Genomic DNA, 18,772 nt, shown 5'->3' with positions numbered 1-18,772 from the left:
TCCTCTACGAGCTATCCTTGTTTAACCTTGTTTTAAAAGACTTAAAAGATTGAAGAATGTCATCAGTTACGACAGAGAAGAATATTTCCAGACGTAGCGACTTGTGGAGTCCTACCGAGCGGAGAAGGGATTTGTGGGCAAAAGAAACGCAACGTGCCCGAGCTACGAAGCGGCTACCACTTTTGCGTTTCCCCGCGAATCCCTTAGGAGCGGACAGTCTTACCCCCAGCAGGACGGAGCCTGGAGCCTAGACTGGAAATATTCTTCTCTTCACCGCTGCCACATTCCATCAATAAAAAAGGCCCCGCCAAAACGGCGAAGCCATGTTTTCTCAATATATGGAGGGTTGTTTGAAAAATTATACCCAACCGCGGAAGCGAGAAGCCTCAGCCATCTTGCGGGCACCAACCATGTAAGCAGACAGACGCATATCAATGCGACGAGTTTGAGACATGGAGTATACATTTTCAAACGAACGAACCATTACTTTTTCCAACTTCTCTTCTACTTCTTCTTCAGACCAGTAGTAGCCTTGGTTGTTTTGTACCCACTCGAAGTAGGAAACAGTCACACCACCAGCACTAGCCAGTACGTCTGGAACCAGAAGAATTCCACGCTCAGTCAAAATCTTAGTCGCTTCCAAAGTAGTTGGGCCATTTGCCGCTTCTACTACGATTGACGCCTTGATGTTGTGAGCATTTGCAGCTGTGATTTGGTTCTCGATCGCTGCCGGAACCAAAATGTCGCATTCCAGTTCAAGAAGCTCTTTGTTGGTGATCGTGTTGTTGAACAGTTTTGTAACTGTACCAAAGGAATCACGACGATCCAACAAGTAGTCAATATCCAAACCGTTAGGATCATGCAGTGCACCGTATGCATCAGAGATACCTACGACTTTAGCGCCTGCATCATGCATGAATTTTGCCAAGTAGCTACCAGCGTTACCAAAGCCTTGTACAACTACGCGAGCACCTTTTACTTCGATGTTGCGACGCTTCGCTGCTTCACGGATGCAAATGGTTACACCTTTTGCAGTAGCTGTTTCGCGGCCATGGGAACCACCCAGCGCAATTGGTTTACCCGTAATGAAACCAGGCGAGTCAAATTCACGGATACGGCTATATTCGTCCATCATCCACGCCATGATCTGTGAGTTCGTAAAGACGTCCGGAGCTGGAATATCTTTAGTAGGACCCACAAGCTGGCTGATTGCGCGAACGTAACCGCGGCTCAGTCTTTCCAATTCGCGGAAGGACATTTCACGCGGGTCGCAAATGATACCGCCTTTACCACCGCCATACGGCAGATCGACGATACCTGCTTTGAGGCTCATCCAGATAGAAAGTGCTTTAACTTCATCCTCAGTAACTTCCGGGTGGAAACGAATGCCCCCCTTGGTCGGACCTACTGCATCGTTGTGCTGTGCACGATAGCCCGTAAATACCTTTACTTCGCCATTATCCATGCGAACCGGAATACGTACAGTCAAAACGCGTAGCGGTTCCTTCAAGAGTTCAAACATCGATTCTTGGTAACCTAGTTTCTCCAGTGCTTCCTTGATCACCGTTTGAGTTGAATGGAGCAAGTTCAATGATTCTTGCTTTTCTTTCCCTTCGGTGCTTTCGGTTACCACGTCTTGATTACCCATTACTTACCACCTCAAAAATGTTTTCGGTCAATGCCGCCTTTAGTATACACGCTTGTATCATTTATGAGAAGCTTAAAAATGTTTTTTTTCCATTTCGAAAACGTTTTCGTTCCTTGTTTTGCATAATCATTCAATTATTTACCAATCATTTCTGTAACCGCTTTTACGGGCTACATTTTTACAAACAGCTTCAAAAGCGCGTCCCACCATGCTTGTATTGTCCCCAAACTTGTTTCTTTCATTACGGAAATAGTGGATTTATGCCATAATAGAAAAAGTAAAGGTGGAAGTTTATTCATGGAGGTGTTTTTATGAAAAAAAAGTCTATTTTGTTTGTTTTTGCCCATCCCGATGACGAAACGTTTGCTTGTGGGATTTCCATTTCCAAATATAGTAAAACACAAAAGGCCAGCACCCATCTATTGTGTGCAACAAAAGGGCAAGCAGGGAAAGCTGGTGAACCACCTTTATGCACACCGGAAGAACTCCCCCGTTTTCGCGAGCAAGAGCTTCGCGACGCTTGCGCCATACTCGGTTTCGATCAGGTAGACGTTTGGGAATACCAGGATAAGTTCCTAAACACAGTGCCTGTAGATGAGCTCGTTACTCGTATCCACCAGGCTATTCACCAGATCCAACCGGAAATCGTCGTCACGTTTGCACCGCATGGCATCTCCGGACATCCTGACCATTTGGCGATTAGTCATGCTACCACTCAGGCTGTCCTTTCTTTAGGCCCAGATACGAGTGTGCGAAAGCTTTATTATGCGACTCGCTCATCCGAAGAAGGATTTGGTACGATGAAGCCTCCCTTTACGGATCCAATCGAGAGCATTACGACGATCATTCACGCCCCTGAATATATGCAAAAAGTAGCAGATGCCTTGCGGGCGCACAGAACACAACACCTATCAGTAGAGCGCGTTTTCCCAGGTGTAACAAAAGGCGAGCACCATTCTGTCCCGCCAAACAATCACTACATCTTGGCTTGGCACAGCCTTCCGAACTATACCATTCAAGGTAAAGAGGCTGATTTTTTTGACGGCCTAGCATAATCTGTACAGACAGCAACAGCACCTAGTTGGTTGACTAGGTGCTGTTTTATATTCCCAGACATTTCTTTTTCGATTACGTGAAATGCCTGCATATTTCTTTTACAGCATCGTCGGCAACGATCACTTTCCCGTATTCTTCCAACACATAAATCGTTATCGGCGTCGCTTCTCCGTACTCAGAGAGGATCGCAATTAGCTTGTGATAACGCTCCTGATCCAAGTCGACTTCCTCCAGCACCAGGTGATATTTCCCCTGGTAGAAGTAGGCAGCTCCGCCATTGGTCAATAGGGCGTTAATGCGATGGGCGGCTTCAACCATATGCTCAAAGTCCCGGAAGGCATACATGATCAAATCGCTTTCTTCCAATGTGACCTCTAGCTCGTATACATCCTCGTCTTCGAATTCTTCCTCTTTGCCGTCCTTTGAGCCCGTCTTGCCACGCGTTACGATTACGACCATTCCCTGAGCTGGCAAGGCGAACACTTCAACTGCAACAGGCCCTGATACCTCAAACCCTAATTCGTGATAAGCCTGTTCCATCATGTCGTTGAACAGTTCATGAACTTTAGGAATGTCACGCCACATGTCTTCTTTTTCTATCCCGCGCTCTGAGAGATCGTCAAAAGTTAAAAAGATTCGTATTTTATCTTGACCAAGGCGTTCAACACGCATGACTGTCCCTCCTCGCCATCCAGTCGTACTACAAAATATGATGGTAAGCCTGTAAGAGTTCTCCACATTCTCCGGCGAATACCTGTTGGTATTCATCCATTTTTTGATGGACTGGAAAATACGGGGTAGTCCTATCATATCACATTTAATTACTGGAACAAAGCTACCATGACACCTACGCAGCATTCGCCTATCGCTGTCGAATCAACTCACGAAAAAAGAAACTTTGTTGTTGCCTGTCATTTCCTGCGCTTTCCCAGGAAAAGTTCCCCCTCATGGTTCTTCTCATGTATTTATATTTGGCTCTGCTAGTTCGGGTTCCTTCTCATTCATAAAGGTTTGTACATGAAAAAACGCCCATAATCAGGCGTTTTTCTACGTCTCATATTCACGCAGCCGCTTTTGAATCCAAATGGCCGCCTGTGTTCCATCCCCCATGGCAATCGACACTTGTTGAGAATGCTCATTGATATCGCCAACAGCCCATATGTTGGGATGTTCGGTTTCTTTTGTTCGCGGATTCGTATGGATGTGGCCCTTTTCATGAATTTGCACGGAAAAACCACGCAATAGCTCTGTCAAAGCATGAGCACCAGGAAAGGCAAGAAATGCTCTTTCGGCAGACAAGCGTTCACCTGAAGAGAGCTCGATTTCTTGCAATTGTCCCCCCGTATGATGAAGGGCACATACTTTTTCCTCTCGATACATAATCCCTCGCTGGCTCAGTCCAGAGACAGCCTGCGTATCCACCTGCACTTGTGCATGGTTAATGACTGTTAACCTGTTTGTATAGTAAACAAGTTCGTCTGCCATCGAAACAGCTTGTGGGCCCGCTCCAATGATTACCGTGTCTTTCTCAACTGTTTCATAGCCGTCACAGTCAGGACACAAGAAAATCGATATCCCTACACAATCGGAGAAGCCAGATATCGTTGGAAACGGATCGCGAATGCCGGTTGCCAATACCAGCGTGCGCGAAGTAAGCGTATGTATGCCACTTTTCGTACCTATTGAAAATAAGCCGCTTGAGTCAGTAGCAAGCTTTGTTACCTCATCTGTTATCAAGATTGCGCCGTATTTTTGTGCTTGCTTTCTGCCTACTTGACGCAAAAAATCGCCACTAACCCCCTCCGAAAATCCGAGAATGTTTCGGTAGGCTTTGGCGACTGTTGATCGACCACCCGGCATGTCAATGACTGCAACGCGTCGAAGGCATCTTGCTAGTTGGATTGCGGTTTGAAGCCCTGCAATCCCGCCGCCGACAATGACCGTATCATACTCCACTTGCATCCACCTGCTTATCTTTTTCCCGATAGCATTGCCAGTGGAGCACGATCTCATTACTGAACGAGGGGAACCATTACAATTTTTCCTTCAACGAGCCCTGCTTCTGAATGAAGTCCGTTATATCTTGCGATTCGACCTACGTTCGAATTATTTCCATAGTACTTTCGTGACAGCATAAACAATGTTTCACCCTTCTTCACCACATGCTTGACGACCTTCGATTTTGCTGTAGATGGTGTTGAAGCTTGTTTTCCCGGTGTAGCTACTTTGCTAGTAGAAGTACTCGCAATCTGGGGTGCCTTGTCTACAGGTGTACCAGTCGAAGTTTGGGCTGGGACTGTGCTCACAGCAGGTGTCTGTACGCTTGTGGTCGCCTTCACTGCATGCTCAGCTGGTTTTGATTCGGTCGTTTTCGCCTTGGCAGGTGGGTTGGTCACGCTTGCATTCGGATCAAGCGTAGCAGGAAGAACGACGGATACAGGTTCCTTTTCTCCTGCCTTGCTTCCTTGCGAAGTGGTACTTGCTTTGCTAGCTTCTTTCACTTCAACACTACCAGAAGCTGCTGACTCGTGTGGGACATTGGCCCTATACAACTCAAGACCAATCAACCCGAAAAAGACGAATCCAAACAAGTACAATCCCGGTTGAATCCACTTTTTAAATGAGAACGACGCTGTAGGGCGAGTATGACGGGAGCGTCGGGGTGGTAATGGATTATGCTCGAGATTCACTCTTCCTCCCCCTTTTTCTTGATCGTTTTTTGTAAATAAAATGCTAACATGACGTCAATAAGGATATGGGCCACAATCGAGGGCCAAAGGGACTGATAGTGGGAAAACAAGAGTCCTAAGATCCAGCTTGTACCAAATACACTTATGACCATGAGCGGTTTTTTCAAATAACGTACGTGGATCAGTGTAAAAATAAGACTGCTCCAAAAATTCCCGGTAAGCGATTGAATGACTCCCCGGAATAGCCATTCCTCTCCCACCCCTACTACCATACAGACGAGAATTGTAGTGGATGGTAACATGGCCCCAAAAACTTTCTCGTTGATACTGCCATCATCTTGCCATCTTTTAGGCAAGTACCGATCCATTGCAATACTCGCGATAATAATACCTGCGGCTACAAACACGGCCCGCAGCACAGCATTCCAGCCTGGCAAAGTAAACAAGGACAGAGTAGCATCCCAGCCCAGCACCAATAAGCTACCGGCAGCAGCCACTCCCATCACGATTCCTTGTGTCAACCATAGATTCAGCCGAAGAGTGGCTTCATCCACCTCTAGCCGATCTTCCCTCACTCGATGTTTCTCTCCTTTATTTGTTCGGCAAAAGAGTGTCTAACGCCTGCCGCAAATTCCATTTGATTTGTTCATTCTTTGCGATTGCATTGTCATTCGTTTGGAAATATGCATCCTTAGTTAGGCCGCATTTCTTACAGCAGTACAGATCAAATTGATGATCATTTTCTTTGAAATACGTATTGATGCTCGCACGCAAACAGTTTTCCCCTCTTACGTAAGACACCATTTCTGCCAGCTTTTTTTGCTTAAAGCTTTTCCTTTTTTCCGTTTCCTGCCAAATAATTTGAGCCTTCGGATACGATTCTCCAGCAGCTGCAACTTCGTATGAGGCCAGCACTCTTTCCGAATAAAAGGCAAGAAGTGCGCCCATTTCTTCTGATATGTCCATCATCGCCAATGCCTCGTTCGTCAAGGGTACTCCGGTATTGCACAACTGCTCGTATTTTTGAATTTGCACTTGTGTCGGGTACTCCTTCTCCAGCATGTGTTGATGAATCTGCCAATCGTCCCACGAAAATAAAAGCAGCGCATACCCAGGCTTGCCGTCACGGCCGATCCGCCCGATTTCTTGTGCGTATGCCTCCAAACTGGCTGGCATTTGATAATGGATGACGTAGCGAATATCTGGCTTGTCGATTCCCATACCAAACGCATTGGTCGCAATAATAACATCCAGCTCTCCCGCGAGAAATTGGGACTGAATCAACATCCTCTCCATGCTGTTCATGCCCCCGTGGTAGCCGTGCACACGCTTTTTCCCATCGAGTTGATAAGAGGCTGCCAACACATCTACCGCTTGTCGCGTGCTGCAGTAAACGATCCCAGGGCCCTGTAAACGATCTATCTGATCTAATACATACGAACGCCTGTCACTTTCCTCCACAACTTCAACCAGATCATAGGCGATATTCGCCCGATTAAGGGATTGCAACACGACGTCTTCTTTTTCAATGGAGAACAAGCTGCAAATTTCTTCGCGAACAGTCGCCGTCGCGGTTGCCGTCACAGCCAAAACAGGAGGTGCTCCCAATTGTTTCACGACTTCCGGCAATCGCAAATAATCTGTGCGAAAGTCATGTCCCCATTGCGAGATGCAATGCGCTTCATCAATGGCGATCAGAGACACCCTCGCCCGCTTTAACACTTGTTGGACATAGGGCTGTTGAAGCTTTTCTGGAGAAATATACAACAGCTTGTACACACCTTCTGAGAGCCCTTTTAAGATTTCGCGGGACTCTGTCGGATCCTGCATGCTGTTCAAATAGGCAGCTGGAATTTTTTTTCGTGCTCGAAGCTGTTGCACCTGATCGACCATCAAGGAGATCAACGGGGAAACCACGACAGTCAGACCCGGCAAAAGCATTGCTGGCAGCTGATACGTCACTGATTTCCCGCCACCTGTTGCTAATAACCCGAGAACACTTCGTCCATGCAATATACGTTCAATAATGGACTCTTGACCGGGGCGGAATGAGTCGTATCCAAAATGCAGCTTTAATCTATCGCACATAAGCTGTTTATTCATTTTGTCCCCCTTGTCGCTCGTGCCAGTGCCAATCGGATTTGCAAATACGTTACTGTTGCTTCCAATTGATCCTTGATGAGCCGGAGTCTGCTTGTATCGAGGCGCTCACTCGTCTCCACGATCTCTTTTGCCAGCTCATTCGGCAGATACGTTGTCATATCCCATTCCGGACAGCGCAGGGCAATCTCTACCAAATGATCTTCTATTGTACTTTCTTTCATTTGTCGTTTCATCGCTATTTCTTTTTTTTCACAGCCAGTCTGAAGCAGTGCGTACGTTCGAGCAGCACTTTCAGTTAGACGTGGATCAAGCTTATGTGATTCTGTGACAAGTTTTGATAAAAGTGGATAATGATTGTTCTCTGCAAGCAGCGTCTGAATCGACTCGGCAAGCCCGTATCGAAATTGCAGCATGAGATAGCTACGACTCGTTTGGCGAATCTCTGCTACTTGTCCCATGGTCTTGCCTACTTGTCCTGCTCCTGACAGTTGACAGAACAAAAGCTCTTGCACAGCTTCATCCAAAGGCTCCCACAGTCGATATAGCTCGTCGGACAATTGCTGTTTCCAAGCATTTCGCATTGCCCCATCAGCCAATTGGTTTTTTACCCAACGCTGTGCCGTCTTGTCCGAAACGACCGGAATAAAACCAAGATCACCATGATGCATTTGCGAGATTGTCTGCACCATAAGATGAAGTCTGCTCCAAAATGGTTCAATTCGCTCCGCCAAATCGGATTGAGTAAAAGGTGCGAACCATATATCAAATCGATATTTTTGGTACGTATGTTTGGCATGCTGCAATCCTGTATCAGAAAAGGAAAATGTCGGTTTCGAGTTCGTTCCACCTGCTTCAACAGGTAAAATCCAGCCCGCCTGAAATAAAGTTGAAACTATTTTCTCCCAATCCTCTCTTGGAAAACGAGAAAACATCCGATAATACGGATAAAGGGTATACAAATGCACATCTTGCAGTGTCTGATTGGCTTTTCTGCCACGCAGTATGTAGTAGGCTGATTGCAGCGTTCGTTCATTGGCCAGAGGTAACATGGCATTCAAGGCGACCGCACATAAAAGGTCCTGCTCCTCTGCCGCACTGTTCCGACTGTTCATTGGTACTCCTTACATCATTCTATATTTTTCAAAGCTCAAAGTAAGCGAAGTAAACTGCATCATTGGATTTGGAGGATAGTATGACAAAACGATTGAAAAGAACTGAATTTATGATGGCGTACATGATCATCATAACACTTGCATGCACTGTTGGTGGATTTTTTTTCGGGGCCCATTATATGAAGACACAATTGGAGTCGGAACAAGCCGCCGTACTCGAAGCAGAGAAAAAGGAAGCCGAAAAAGAAAAACTGCTGCGTGAGCAAAAGCTGTACAACGAACAGGACTTTATCCGATTTTACTATGCCGTTTATGCACCGCTGCTTGATCTGAAACAAGCACATTTTGATACGATGGATAAATGGAATCAAATGAACGAAAGTGAACGGACGGATGGCTTGAAGCAACTCAGCAAATTAGCTGACCAGACAAGGAAAGAGCTGGAGAAAAACGTTCCCTTGCCGACGTCACCCATGCTGAGACAAGCTCACGCCACTTTTACGAACAGTGTACGGGCGTATTTGGATAGTATGGAGCAGATTCGTTCCGATCAAACTAATGCTACGCCTGCTTCTATTGGAGCTAACCTGACGCTTTTCCAAAATAACTGGCTAACTGCACAGGAAATGGTCTATCACTCCATCGCGTCTTGGGAATCGGCTTATGTGGTGAAGCAAGCCATGCCGAAGCAATTACCTGGAACCGTTAACACCGCGCAGTGGAAGCAGTATCCGTTCCATTACCGCACCTATCTCGCAGCTGTGGCCATGTCGGCAAGCAATCAATGGAGCAGCTATAATCCTGAGGACCTGACTGCGAGACTTGATTTGCTCATCGCATCTAACGAAGTTCAGACACTAGGAATCAAGGATTTAGCAGCTGCCGTAAAGATTTTGAACGCGACAGATGCAGTATCTGCGGGAGATTTTAAACGCTTGAATACACAGCTCTACTCCGTCCTGAAGGCACCGGAAATCCCTCTTTATAAGTAGTCGTACATTTTTAGACTGATTCAATCTTGAAATCTTGTCACCAAGAGCATACAATGATCTATGATAGTGGACGTACCACTTCGGTATGGGAGGTGAAACCACGATGACTACATGGGTAGATAAAGATACTTGTATTGCTTGCGGTGCTTGTGGCGCCACGGCTCCTGACGTCTTTGATTACGACGATGAGGGCCTTGCGTTCAACAAGTTGGATGACAATGCTAACAGCGTTGAAATCCCGGATATCCTGCATGACGATGTTCGTGATGCTGCTGAAGGATGCCCGACCGACTCTATTAAAGTGGAATAGTATTCCATCTACTAATGGAAGAGACCTCTTACGTACTCCGGTATGTAAGAGGTTTTTCATTATGTCCCCCTCTCCTCCGCTGAACGAATGATCGACAACTTCCCGTTCTTTCTTTTGTGATTTTTCGGTAAGATAAAAGCAACAGCAAAAACCGAACATTAAAATGCGTTTTTTCCATTTTTTGTGATGTCAATATCTTAATGTTCGTGTTTTGGTCATTTTCGTGACGTTCCTGGCATGGAATCGAGTATTATTCACGAACGATAACTGATATAAAATAAATAATGTTCATTTTTTCTCGTTTTTCTTCTTGACGGTGTTATTTTGACGTGATATCGTAAGTACAAATCTTACGAAACACCTTATAAAACAACGGCGTTGACGAAGAAACGCTGTGATCGAGAAATCCCCAGAGAGCCGATGGTTGCTGCGAATCGGCGGTTTCTCCCACGGTTAAGCACTTCTGAGCTGCTGCGTTGAAAATGGATTCACCATCCCAGTAGACGCAAACGGTAGATCCGTTATCTCTTTTAGGTCATGTACCTACCAAGGCTCTTTTTTGAGAAAAAAAGAGCGAATGAGGGTGGCACCGCGAAGCAAAGCCTCTCGTCCCTCACTGTTCTGTAATAGGAGCAGTGTGAGAACGGGAGGTTTTTTTGATATGCACATATATAGGAGGAGAAACCCATGTTTGCAGACAAAATGATCTTGAGAATCCCTGGTCCTACCCCCATTCCACCACGTGTTCAAACAGCGATGAGCCAACCGATGATTGGACACCGCAGCGGCAAATTTTCCGCTCTTTTCTCCCGTACTGCTGAAAGACTGAAGCCTTTCTTTGGCACCAAGCAGGACGTATACATCTTGGCAGGTAGCGGAACGAGTGCACTGGAGATGGGCGTCGTAAACACGCTCCAACCAGGCGATGAAGCTGCCATCCTCGTCAGCGGTGCATTTGGGGAGCGCTTTGCAAAAATTTGCGAGCGTTACGGTATCATCGCCCATCGCGTGGAAGTGCCTTGGGGCAAAGCTGTTACACCAGAGCTCGTTGAAACATTCCTGCAAAAAAAGCCACAAGTAAAAGCCGTATTCGCTACCTACTGTGAAACATCCACTGGGGTAGAAAATCCGATTGCTGACTTGGCGAAAACAATCCGCACACATTCGGACGCCCTCTTCATTGTGGATGCGGTAAGCAATCTCGGTGCGGTGCCATGCGAAATGGACGCTTGGGGTGTCGATATCGTGGTAACTGGCTCGCAAAAAGCTTTCATGCTGCCAACAGGCCTTGCCTTCCTCGCTGCGAGTGAACGCGCATGGCAAGTGATTGAGCAAAACAAATCGCTCGCCTTCTATTTGGACCTGAAAGCATACCGCAAGAGCTTGGCAGAGCAAACAACACCGTATACGCCTGCTGTATCCCTCATTTTCGGTCTCGCCGAGGTATTGGATATGTTGGAGGAAGAAGGCATACCAGCTATCGTAAAGCGCCATGAACTGATGAGGGACATGACTCGCGCAGCGATGAAAGCATTAAACATAAAACTGATAGCGGAAGATCAGTACGCATCGACGACCGTAACTTCTTGCGATCCTGAGGGTGTCTTTCATGCAGAAGCTCTCCGCAAAATGTTAACGCAGCAATTCAACATCACGATTGCTGGCGGCCAGCAGCACCTGAAAGGCAAGATCTTCCGCATCGGGCACATGGGTTATTGCGAGCCATTGGATGTCCTGCAAGTCATTTCTGCCATCGAATTGTCGCTTCACCAAATCGGTGCCCCAGTTGAGCTGGGTGCTGGTGTAAAAGCTGCTCAGGAGGTGCTCATTGCACATGTATAAAGTACTCATTTCTGACCCACTTAGCGAATTTGGAATTCAACAGCTCTTGGACGCTTCTGATGTAGAAGTGGTTCGTCAAACAAACCTCTCCCCTGCCGAACTGATCGATGTGATTGGCGATTACGATGCACTCCTCGTACGCAGCCAAACCCAAGTAACAGCAGAAGTACTCGCAGCCGGCAAAAAGCTGAAGGCAGTCGGTCGTGCGGGTGTTGGAGTCGATAACATTGATATCAACGCTGCCACTCAAGCAGGTATTCCAGTCATCAACGCTCCAGACGGTAACACCATCTCTACTGCAGAGCATTCGTTTGCCATGCTGATGGCTGTCGCTCGTAACATCCCTCAAGCTCACAAGAAGCTAGTAGACGGTACATGGGATCGCAAAAGCTTCCAAGGGGTTGAGTTGAACAACAAAGTTCTGGGTGTCATCGGTATGGGCCGTATCGGTTCAGAGGTTGCGAAGCGTGCGAAAGCATTTGGCATGACCGTCATGGGCTTCGATCCTTTCATGACCGAGGAACGTGCAGAAAAGATGGGTATAACCAACGCAACTGTCGACGAAATTTGCCGCAAAGCAGATTTCATTACCGTCCATACTCCGCTGACAAAAGAAACCCGCCATATCATCAGCACGCGTGAATTTGCGAAAATGAAAGATGGCGTTCGCTTGATCAACTGCGCGCGTGGGGGAATCATTGACGAGAAGGCTCTCTACGAGGCGATTACCGCAGGAAAAGTCGCGGGGGCAGCTCTGGACGTTTTCGAAGAAGAACCACCTGTAGACAACCCTCTCGTCGGTCTGCCACAAGTAGTTACGACTCCGCATCTGGGAGCTTCGACCATTGAAGCGCAGGAAAACGTGGCCGTAGACGTATCGGAAGAAATCCTGAAGGTGCTTCGTCACGAACCATTCAAAAACGCCGTGAATTTGCCTTCGATCCCTGCGCACGTTATGGAAAAAGTACAACCGTACTTTACGTTGGGTGAAAAGCTGGGCCATTTCCTTGCCCAAGTGACAGTAGGTTCCATTTCGGAGATTTCGATTAAATATAGCGGTGAGTTGACGGATGTAGACACATCCCCTCTGACTCGCACAGTCCTCAAAGGTGTGCTGTCCTTCCGTCTGGGCGAGGAAGTCAACTATGTGAACGCCCCGATTCTGGCAAAAGTGCGTGACATCACCGTTACGGAGCAAAAGGCAGCACAAAACAAAGGCTTTACGAACTTACTGACCGTTAGCTTAAAAACGACACAAGAGACACGCACAGTGGCTGGAACGCGACTCAATGGTTACGGTGCGCGTATTGTGAAAATTGACGACTTTGCGATTGACGTAGCGCCTGAGGGCTACCTCCTCTACATTCACCATAATGACCGTCCAGGTGTGATCGGACGTGTCGGCTCCATCTTGGGTGAAAACAGCGTGAACATCGCAACGATGCAGGTAGGACGGCGTGATATCGGTGGAGACGCGATCATGATGCTCTCTGTTGACAAACCATTGACGCCAGAGCTCCTCGATACGATGGGCGAGTTGGCGGAAGTGAAAAGCGTTACACAAATCGAGCTGTAGGTTCTCCCTTCCACACGAGATTAGACCTGGCCATATGCCGGGTCTTTTTCTTTACCCTTATTTTGGTTAGAGCTATAATGGGACAAGATAATTCTACACACCATGGAAGGAGCTTCTTATGACGAACCAGGCATTATTCGCTATTGCTATCTTTTTAGTTACCTATGCATTTATTATTAGCGAAAAGTTACATCGAACCATCGTCGCCATGTCTGGCGGAATTCTTATGGTCTTGTTCGGGATCGTTACACAAGAACAAGCAATTCACCATATCGACTTTAACACGCTCGGCCTACTTATTGGGATGATGATCTTGGTTGCCATTACGGCGCAGACCGGTGTATTCAAGTATGTGGCCATCCGTGCTGCAAAGGTCGCAAAGGGCAAACCGATTCGCATCCTCGTCTACCTGAGCTTGATCACGGCCTTTGCCTCCGCCTTTTTGGACAACGTTACCACTGTACTTCTCATCGTACCTGTGACGTTTAGCATCGCCCGCCAGCTCGAGCTTAATCCGATTCCTTTTTTAATCAGTGAAATTATTGCTTCAAATGCCGGAGGAACAGCTACATTGATCGGTGACCCACCGAATATCATGATTGGCAGTTCTGTGCCTGAGCTCGATTTTATGAAATTTCTCGTGAATTTGAGCCCAATTATCATCGTGGTTATGGCTGTAACCGTTGTTTGCTTGGTCTTGATTTACCGCAAGCAGTTAGTAACGTCTCCTGAGTTGAGCGCAAAAATCATGCAGTTAAATGAGCGCGATGAAATTACCGACAGCCGTTTATTGAAAAAGTCTTTGACGGTGATGGGATTGACCATTATTGGTTTCATGCTCCATGGGGCCCTTCATTTGGAGTCGGCAACTATCGCTTTAACAGGAGCTTTTCTTTTGCTCCTTCTTACTGGAGAGCATTATTTAGAAGACGCGATCAGCAAAGTCGAGTGGAATACGATATTCTTCTTCATCGGCCTGTTTGTTCTCGTCTCTGGGTTAGTGGAAACAGGTGTGATCAAAAAACTCGCAACTGAAGCGATGAATCTGACGGGTGGAGATTCATTGAAGACCTCCCTGTTGATCCTCTGGCTGAGCGCAATCGCCTCTGCCTTTGTAGACAATATCCCGTTCGTTGCCACCATGATTCCGATGATCAAGGAAATGGGAGCGCTCGGGATCACCAATCTGGAGCCTCTTTGGTGGAGCCTTGCACTCGGGGCGTGTTTAGGAGGAAACGGTACCTTGATTGGAGCGAGTGCCAACGTGATTGTTGCTGGCTTGGCCTCAAAGGAAGGATATCATATCGGCTTTTTCAGCTTTATGAAGGTCGCCTTCCCGTTGATGATTCTCTCTATCATGATTGCTCATGTCTACGTTTACCTACGTTATTTTATTTGGTAAGGAGGAATCCTTTTGTTCCATTACACCTATGATGAAAAGGATATCGAGCTAAAGGAAACGATTTCTGAGCAGGGTGCCACTTTCCAGATTGTCGTCAAAACAGAAGAGATGCGAGAGCGCGTGAAAGAGGTTCGCCGTTATTTTGAAGGGAACAAAGACTATACGGATGTCATGTTTTTTTCTCGTGAAGACGGTTCTTTCGAAGTTATTGTTAGGACGAACATGGTTGAATCCTTTTTAATTCATGCCTTTCGCTTCAAATGCTTGCAATCGATTTGTTGGGAATAAAAAAACTCCGCCGTTTCTACATACGGCGGAGTTTTTTTTATCTACAGAATGGAAAGGATATCGCGAACATCATCGAGAATAAAATCTGCTTTTTCCTCTTCAAACTTGCTACGCGCGTCTTGACCAGACAGCCCAGTCAATGTCGCAGCAAACTTGCAACCGATTGAGCGAGCCGCTAGAAAATCTGCGAGTGAATCGCCAACGATCAGCACCTCTTCTCCATTTTCGATTGGCAGTGAAAAATGGACAGCATCGCTAATCGGTGCATCGAGTCCAAGCAACCCTTTTACATAAGAATAAGGGTGTGGCTTGGACATCGGGGCAAAGCTAGGAAACGCTTCTTCCGCATCGAGTACGTGAGAGGCAGTTACGACACGGTTCGGGTCGAACCATTCCAGTATGTTCATCTCACTGAGGGGAACATGCGTCTCGATGGTAGGGCGCCCTGTTCCAATCCCCAGTGTGTATCCTTTTTCTTTTAACGTGCGGAACAACTCGACCATTTCTACAGGCGGTACAATCGGAATCTCGTCTGACAAGAAGCCCTTCTTGCCTGGCTGCATGGTTTCACGGCCAATCGATGCCGCCACGCGCTCATCACCGAGATACCATTCTTGAAACGTCTTTTGAATCAACTGCCATAGATCACTATTGCGAGAGAACATTTCTGTTGAAATACCGCAACGCTCTTTTGCAATTTGATTCAAGTAGACCAGCATTTCTGCTTTTTGTGCAGAACCTTTGGCAAAATCAGCGGTGAACCCTGCGTAGTCTACTTGGAAATCAGGAGCATAAGTAGCTGCCCACTCTTTCACTTTTGCCAGTTGCGGTCGATCAATTTGTTCGCTAAGAAGGCTCGTTGCTTCTGGAACTTGCGTTTTAACCGCTTCAATCAAACGAATCAACTGATAGGAAAACGCGAGGAAAACCATGTCCCAGTTGGAGTTGATTCCACGTGACTTGATGAAATTCAGCACTTCATCATGAGCGAAAACTTGCTCGCGCACTCGTCTAATTTGCGCTTCTTCTGGAGCAGGTGTGAATTCCTCGCCTGCAAGCCCCACATACTGCGGGCTGTACAAAAATTCCCACACTGTCAATGCAGAAGCATCAAAGTAACGCTCTTCACTCAACATAACCCCGTCAACATCAAATAAGATCGTTTTGATCATTTCTCTCTACACTCCTATTTGTTTTTATGCAGCATCAAGGCGATTGTAAAAGTCGTTCCCTCACCCAGTTTACTTTGCACACTGATGGTGCCCCCGTGTGCCTCGACAAGGTTTTTCGCGATGGCTAGTCCAAGTCCAGTTCCACCTAGTCGTCCACGTGTTCGAGCCTTGTCTGCTTTATAGAATCGCTCAAAAACAAACGGCAAATCTTCTTGTGGAATGCCACTGCCTGTATCGCTTATCTCAACCAGTAACGTTTTATCCCCGCGAGCACGAATGGTGACGCTTCCCCCACTTGGCGTATGCCGCAGCGCATTATCGATCAAGTTCGTTAGCACTTGCTCCATGCGATCAGGATCCATGAGCACATGCGTGTGCGTCGTCGATATTTCGAGGAAGAGATGGATTTCTCGTTCTCTCGCCAAATTGGTGAATTTACGTTGAATGCGCTCCAAATACGGACGCAGTTCCATCGTCTCCTGGAACAATTCAACATGCCCCGCTTCCATCCGTGCCAAGCTGAGCAATTCATTCACTAGCTTGGTCATACGCGCTGACTCGTCATAGATGATCTGCGCCAATTCTTTATGCTCTTCCGGTGTAGCCACGATATCATCCACAATCGCTTCACTGTACCCTTGCAACATGGATAGAGGTGTTCGTAGCTCATGGGATACGTTAGCCACAAAATCATTACGCATCTTATCCAACTTACGCTCCTGCGTGATGTCCCGCAGAACTGCGACAGCTCCACGGATTTGATCCCGATCATTCAAGGGTACCATGACAACCGACCATATCCGCCCTTGAACAGGGATGTCCTCAGTCACTTCCTGTCCGGTTTGCAAAACCTGCTGATAGAACAAGAACAGCGGCACAGGCTCATCCGAATGCTCAAAATCCCAATCTCGCAAGAATCGTTCTGCTGGCGGATTCGTTACGGCCAGCTTGCCGCTCGCATCTATCATCACAACACCATCTACCATGCTTCTAAGAACGCTCGCCAGCTGCTCCTTCTCTTTGGACAGTGCATCGACTAACTGATTGAGCTTGCTTGCCATCGTGTTAAACGAAGCCGCCAGTTCACCTGTCTCGTCCTGGGTCCTAATCGGGATTTCAGCATGAAAGTCCCCTTCCGCTATACGATGCGCCGTTTCTTTCATCTGACGTAATGGAATCGTAAGACGCGATGAGAGGAAGAAGGCGAATACAGTGGTAGAGACGAATCCGATGACGCCAACCACAAAGATTAAAAATCTGACTTCACTAACCGTATCATCAAAATCTTCAATCGCCTGATACATGACCACTGCGCCCGTTTTCCCTGCTGCTATTTCTAAAGGCACAGCGACCGCAAGCATTTCATGCTTGTTGTTCGTGTGATCAGCGGAATTCTCCACATTAATATAAATCGTTTTGGGAGCAGGATGCTTACCTGCCAGCGCATCAGGCAAACGCAAGGCAGGATTTTGGAGCAATTGCTCTACTGGAATACGCGGGAGCCCAGCCCCCTCGCTCATACCGACTTGCTTGCCTGTTTCATCGAGAATGACCATGCCCGTATGATGGACCAAGCCAAATCTTGAAGCCATCTCCATAGCTGCTGTCATATCAGGACTCTGCGCCAAACCGATTGCGATGCCATCTGCCAGATCGTGCAAATTCTTGGACTGCCGATTGCTATAAAAGCTGTCAAAGGATTGAACGAGCAACAAACTAAAGATGGTCAAGACGAGAGCAAATAAGGCAATAATGGTCATCCATAGCTTTCCGACTACACTGCGAAAAATAACGTCCACTTTACTTAGGCACCTCTAGCTTGTATCCGACGCCCCAAACCGTGGCGATCATATTGGCAGCTTGTGGAGAAACACGGTTCAATTTTTCGCGGAGACGCTTGATATGTGTGTCCACCGTGCGCAAGTCGCCAAAGAACTCGTAGTGCCACACATCTTTTAACAATTCTTCACGCGTAAACACTTTATCCGGCGACAATGCCAGGTAGTGCAACAGTTCATACTCTTTTGGAGTCAGGCTCACCTCTTGGCCACTTGCGATGACTTTGTGTGCATCGTGGTCAATGGTCAATTCCGGGAAAACAAGAACAGAATGACTGTTGAACGTCTCTGTCTTCAAATAAGCTGTCGCGGAAGAACGACGCAGAATCGCTTTTACCCGGTACATGACCTCGCGCGGGCTAAACGGCTTCACGACATAATCGTCTACCCCTGCCTCAAACCCGTGAACGCGGTTCGTTTCTTCCCCTTTTGCTGTCAGCATAATAATTGGGGTTGCCTTGAATTCACGAACACGCTGGCATACCTCGATCCCGTCCATTCCTGGCAGCATCAGGTCGAGCAAAATGATATCATAGTCACTTCCCACAGCCATTTCGACCGCTTGCTCTCCATTATCTGCTTCATCAATCAGAAAGTTTTCTCTTTCCAAGTACATTTTCAGGAGTCTGCGAATGCGCTCTTCATCATCCACTACGAGAATACGTGCTATTTTTTCCATCTGGAACACCTCTTGCTCTCATAATATCGTAAAACCGTTTGAAGATAGTCCAAAAAGCTGGTGA

General features: G+C 47.1%; 17 protein-coding genes and 1 other annotated feature. Of the genes, 7 read left to right on the top strand and 10 right to left on the bottom strand.

Annotation, left to right across the window (positions count from 1 at the left end; all coding sequences use genetic code 11):
• Positions 1-358 precede the first annotated feature (358 nt).
• Positions 359-1,648, bottom strand: coding sequence for a Glu/Leu/Phe/Val family dehydrogenase (locus ACFVS2_RS01955; protein WP_173617957.1), 1,290 nt, complete (start codon positions 1,646-1,648; stop codon positions 359-361).
• A gap of 311 nt (positions 1,649-1,959) precedes the next feature.
• On the opposite strand from ACFVS2_RS01955, the gene ACFVS2_RS01950 reads away from it, so the two are divergent.
• Positions 1,960-2,703 carry a PIG-L deacetylase family protein gene (locus ACFVS2_RS01950; RefSeq protein ID WP_390230307.1) on the top strand — a complete coding sequence of 248 codons (744 nt, stop codon included), beginning with the start codon at positions 1,960-1,962 and terminating at the stop codon, positions 2,701-2,703.
• A 73-nt stretch (positions 2,704-2,776) separates the two neighbouring features.
• Here ACFVS2_RS01950 and ACFVS2_RS01945 read toward each other — a convergent pair whose 3' ends face one another.
• From ACFVS2_RS01945 to ACFVS2_RS01920, 6 genes are all read right to left on the bottom strand, one after another.
• Entirely contained in the window at positions 2,777-3,376 is a 600-nt protein-coding gene (locus ACFVS2_RS01945) for a genetic competence negative regulator (RefSeq protein WP_007723994.1), read from the bottom strand.
• 375 nt (positions 3,377-3,751) lie between these two features.
• Complete coding sequence (locus ACFVS2_RS01940; protein WP_390230303.1) at positions 3,752-4,666, bottom strand: NAD(P)/FAD-dependent oxidoreductase; 915 nt, start codon at positions 4,664-4,666, stop codon at positions 3,752-3,754.
• A 50-nt stretch (positions 4,667-4,716) separates the two neighbouring features.
• Positions 4,717-5,394: a LysM peptidoglycan-binding domain-containing protein gene (locus ACFVS2_RS01935; protein WP_390230300.1), complete on the bottom strand. Its 678-nt coding sequence runs from the start codon at positions 5,392-5,394 to the stop codon at positions 4,717-4,719.
• Complete coding sequence (locus ACFVS2_RS01930; protein WP_390230297.1) at positions 5,391-5,969, bottom strand: CPBP family intramembrane glutamic endopeptidase; 579 nt, start codon at positions 5,967-5,969, stop codon at positions 5,391-5,393. The genes ACFVS2_RS01935 and ACFVS2_RS01930 overlap by 4 nt, the downstream gene beginning before the upstream one ends.
• Before the next feature lie 16 nt (positions 5,970-5,985).
• The gene (locus ACFVS2_RS01925; RefSeq protein ID WP_390230294.1) at positions 5,986-7,497 is read right to left on the bottom strand and encodes a RecQ family ATP-dependent DNA helicase; all 1,512 of its coding nucleotides are present in this window, start codon (positions 7,495-7,497) and stop codon (positions 5,986-5,988) included.
• Positions 7,494-8,609 (bottom strand): YpbB family protein, encoded by a 1,116-nt coding sequence (locus ACFVS2_RS01920; protein ID WP_390230291.1) that lies wholly within the window; start codon positions 8,607-8,609, stop codon positions 7,494-7,496. The genes ACFVS2_RS01925 and ACFVS2_RS01920 overlap by 4 nt, the downstream gene beginning before the upstream one ends.
• A gap of 80 nt (positions 8,610-8,689) precedes the next feature.
• On the opposite strand from ACFVS2_RS01920, the gene ACFVS2_RS01915 reads away from it, so the two are divergent.
• From ACFVS2_RS01915 to ACFVS2_RS01890, 6 genes are all read left to right on the top strand, one after another.
• Positions 8,690-9,601: a hypothetical protein gene (locus ACFVS2_RS01915; RefSeq protein ID WP_173617964.1), complete on the top strand. Its 912-nt coding sequence runs from the start codon at positions 8,690-8,692 to the stop codon at positions 9,599-9,601.
• A gap of 103 nt (positions 9,602-9,704) precedes the next feature.
• The gene (locus ACFVS2_RS01910) at positions 9,705-9,911 is read left to right on the top strand and encodes a ferredoxin (protein WP_007724004.1); all 207 of its coding nucleotides are present in this window, start codon (positions 9,705-9,707) and stop codon (positions 9,909-9,911) included.
• A gap of 369 nt (positions 9,912-10,280) precedes the next feature.
• Positions 10,281-10,528 (top strand) — a binding site (T-box leader).
• Between the two features lie 70 nt (positions 10,529-10,598).
• Positions 10,599-11,753, top strand: a complete 1,155-nt coding sequence (locus ACFVS2_RS01905) for a pyridoxal-phosphate-dependent aminotransferase family protein (RefSeq protein ID WP_390230286.1) — start codon at positions 10,599-10,601, stop codon at positions 11,751-11,753.
• On the top strand, positions 11,746-13,329 hold the full coding sequence (gene serA / locus ACFVS2_RS01900; protein WP_390230283.1) for a phosphoglycerate dehydrogenase: 1,584 nt from the start codon (positions 11,746-11,748) through the stop codon (positions 13,327-13,329). Before ACFVS2_RS01905 ends, serA begins: the two co-directional genes overlap by 8 nt.
• A 118-nt stretch (positions 13,330-13,447) precedes the next feature.
• Positions 13,448-14,731 carry an ArsB/NhaD family transporter gene (locus ACFVS2_RS01895; protein WP_390230280.1) on the top strand — a complete coding sequence of 428 codons (1,284 nt, stop codon included), beginning with the start codon at positions 13,448-13,450 and terminating at the stop codon, positions 14,729-14,731.
• A gap of 12 nt (positions 14,732-14,743) precedes the next feature.
• Entirely contained in the window at positions 14,744-15,019 is a 276-nt protein-coding gene (locus ACFVS2_RS01890) for a hypothetical protein (RefSeq protein ID WP_390230277.1), read from the top strand.
• Positions 15,020-15,060: 41 nt separating this feature from the next.
• Here the strand turns inward: ACFVS2_RS01890 and ACFVS2_RS01885 are convergent, their stop codons facing one another.
• From ACFVS2_RS01885 to ACFVS2_RS01875, 3 genes are read right to left on the bottom strand one after another with little or no spacing between them, the layout of a single operon-like run.
• Positions 15,061-16,191, bottom strand: coding sequence for an HAD family hydrolase (locus ACFVS2_RS01885; RefSeq protein WP_390230274.1), 1,131 nt, complete (start codon positions 16,189-16,191; stop codon positions 15,061-15,063).
• 14 nt (positions 16,192-16,205) lie between these two features.
• Positions 16,206-17,990 carry an ATP-binding protein gene (locus ACFVS2_RS01880; protein ID WP_390230271.1) on the bottom strand — a complete coding sequence of 595 codons (1,785 nt, stop codon included), beginning with the start codon at positions 17,988-17,990 and terminating at the stop codon, positions 16,206-16,208.
• Between the two features lies 1 nt (position 17,991).
• Complete coding sequence (locus tag ACFVS2_RS01875) at positions 17,992-18,708, bottom strand: response regulator transcription factor (RefSeq protein ID WP_007724035.1); 717 nt, start codon at positions 18,706-18,708, stop codon at positions 17,992-17,994.
• Between the last annotated feature and the right edge of the window lie 64 nt (positions 18,709-18,772).

Source organism: Brevibacillus sp. NPDC058079 (assembly GCF_042885155.1).
GTDB lineage: Bacteria > Bacillota > Bacilli > Brevibacillales > Brevibacillaceae > Brevibacillus.
This window is presented reverse-complemented; position numbering and strand designations above follow the sequence as displayed.

Coding starts and splice junctions, on each gene's coding strand:
- ACFVS2_RS01915 (WP_173617964.1), top strand. CDS start 8,690: ATGACAAAACGATTGAAAAGAACTGAATTTATGATGGCGTACATGATC.
- ACFVS2_RS01875 (WP_007724035.1), bottom strand. CDS start 18,708: ATGGAAAAAATAGCACGTATTCTCGTAGTGGATGATGAAGAGCGCATT.
- ACFVS2_RS01925 (WP_390230294.1), bottom strand. CDS start 7,497: ATGAATAAACAGCTTATGTGCGATAGATTAAAGCTGCATTTTGGATAC.
- ACFVS2_RS01955 (WP_173617957.1), bottom strand. CDS start 1,648: ATGGGTAATCAAGACGTGGTAACCGAAAGCACCGAAGGGAAAGAAAAG.
- ACFVS2_RS01895 (WP_390230280.1), top strand. CDS start 13,448: ATGACGAACCAGGCATTATTCGCTATTGCTATCTTTTTAGTTACCTAT.
- ACFVS2_RS01940 (WP_390230303.1), bottom strand. CDS start 4,666: ATGCAAGTGGAGTATGATACGGTCATTGTCGGCGGCGGGATTGCAGGG.
- ACFVS2_RS01885 (WP_390230274.1), bottom strand. CDS start 16,191: ATGATCAAAACGATCTTATTTGATGTTGACGGGGTTATGTTGAGTGAA.
- ACFVS2_RS01905 (WP_390230286.1), top strand. CDS start 10,599: ATGTTTGCAGACAAAATGATCTTGAGAATCCCTGGTCCTACCCCCATT.
- ACFVS2_RS01945 (WP_007723994.1), bottom strand. CDS start 3,376: ATGCGTGTTGAACGCCTTGGTCAAGATAAAATACGAATCTTTTTAACT.
- ACFVS2_RS01950 (WP_390230307.1), top strand. CDS start 1,960: ATGAAAAAAAAGTCTATTTTGTTTGTTTTTGCCCATCCCGATGACGAA.
- ACFVS2_RS01920 (WP_390230291.1), bottom strand. CDS start 8,609: ATGAACAGTCGGAACAGTGCGGCAGAGGAGCAGGACCTTTTATGTGCG.
- ACFVS2_RS01910 (WP_007724004.1), top strand. CDS start 9,705: ATGACTACATGGGTAGATAAAGATACTTGTATTGCTTGCGGTGCTTGT.
- serA (WP_390230283.1), top strand. CDS start 11,746: ATGTATAAAGTACTCATTTCTGACCCACTTAGCGAATTTGGAATTCAA.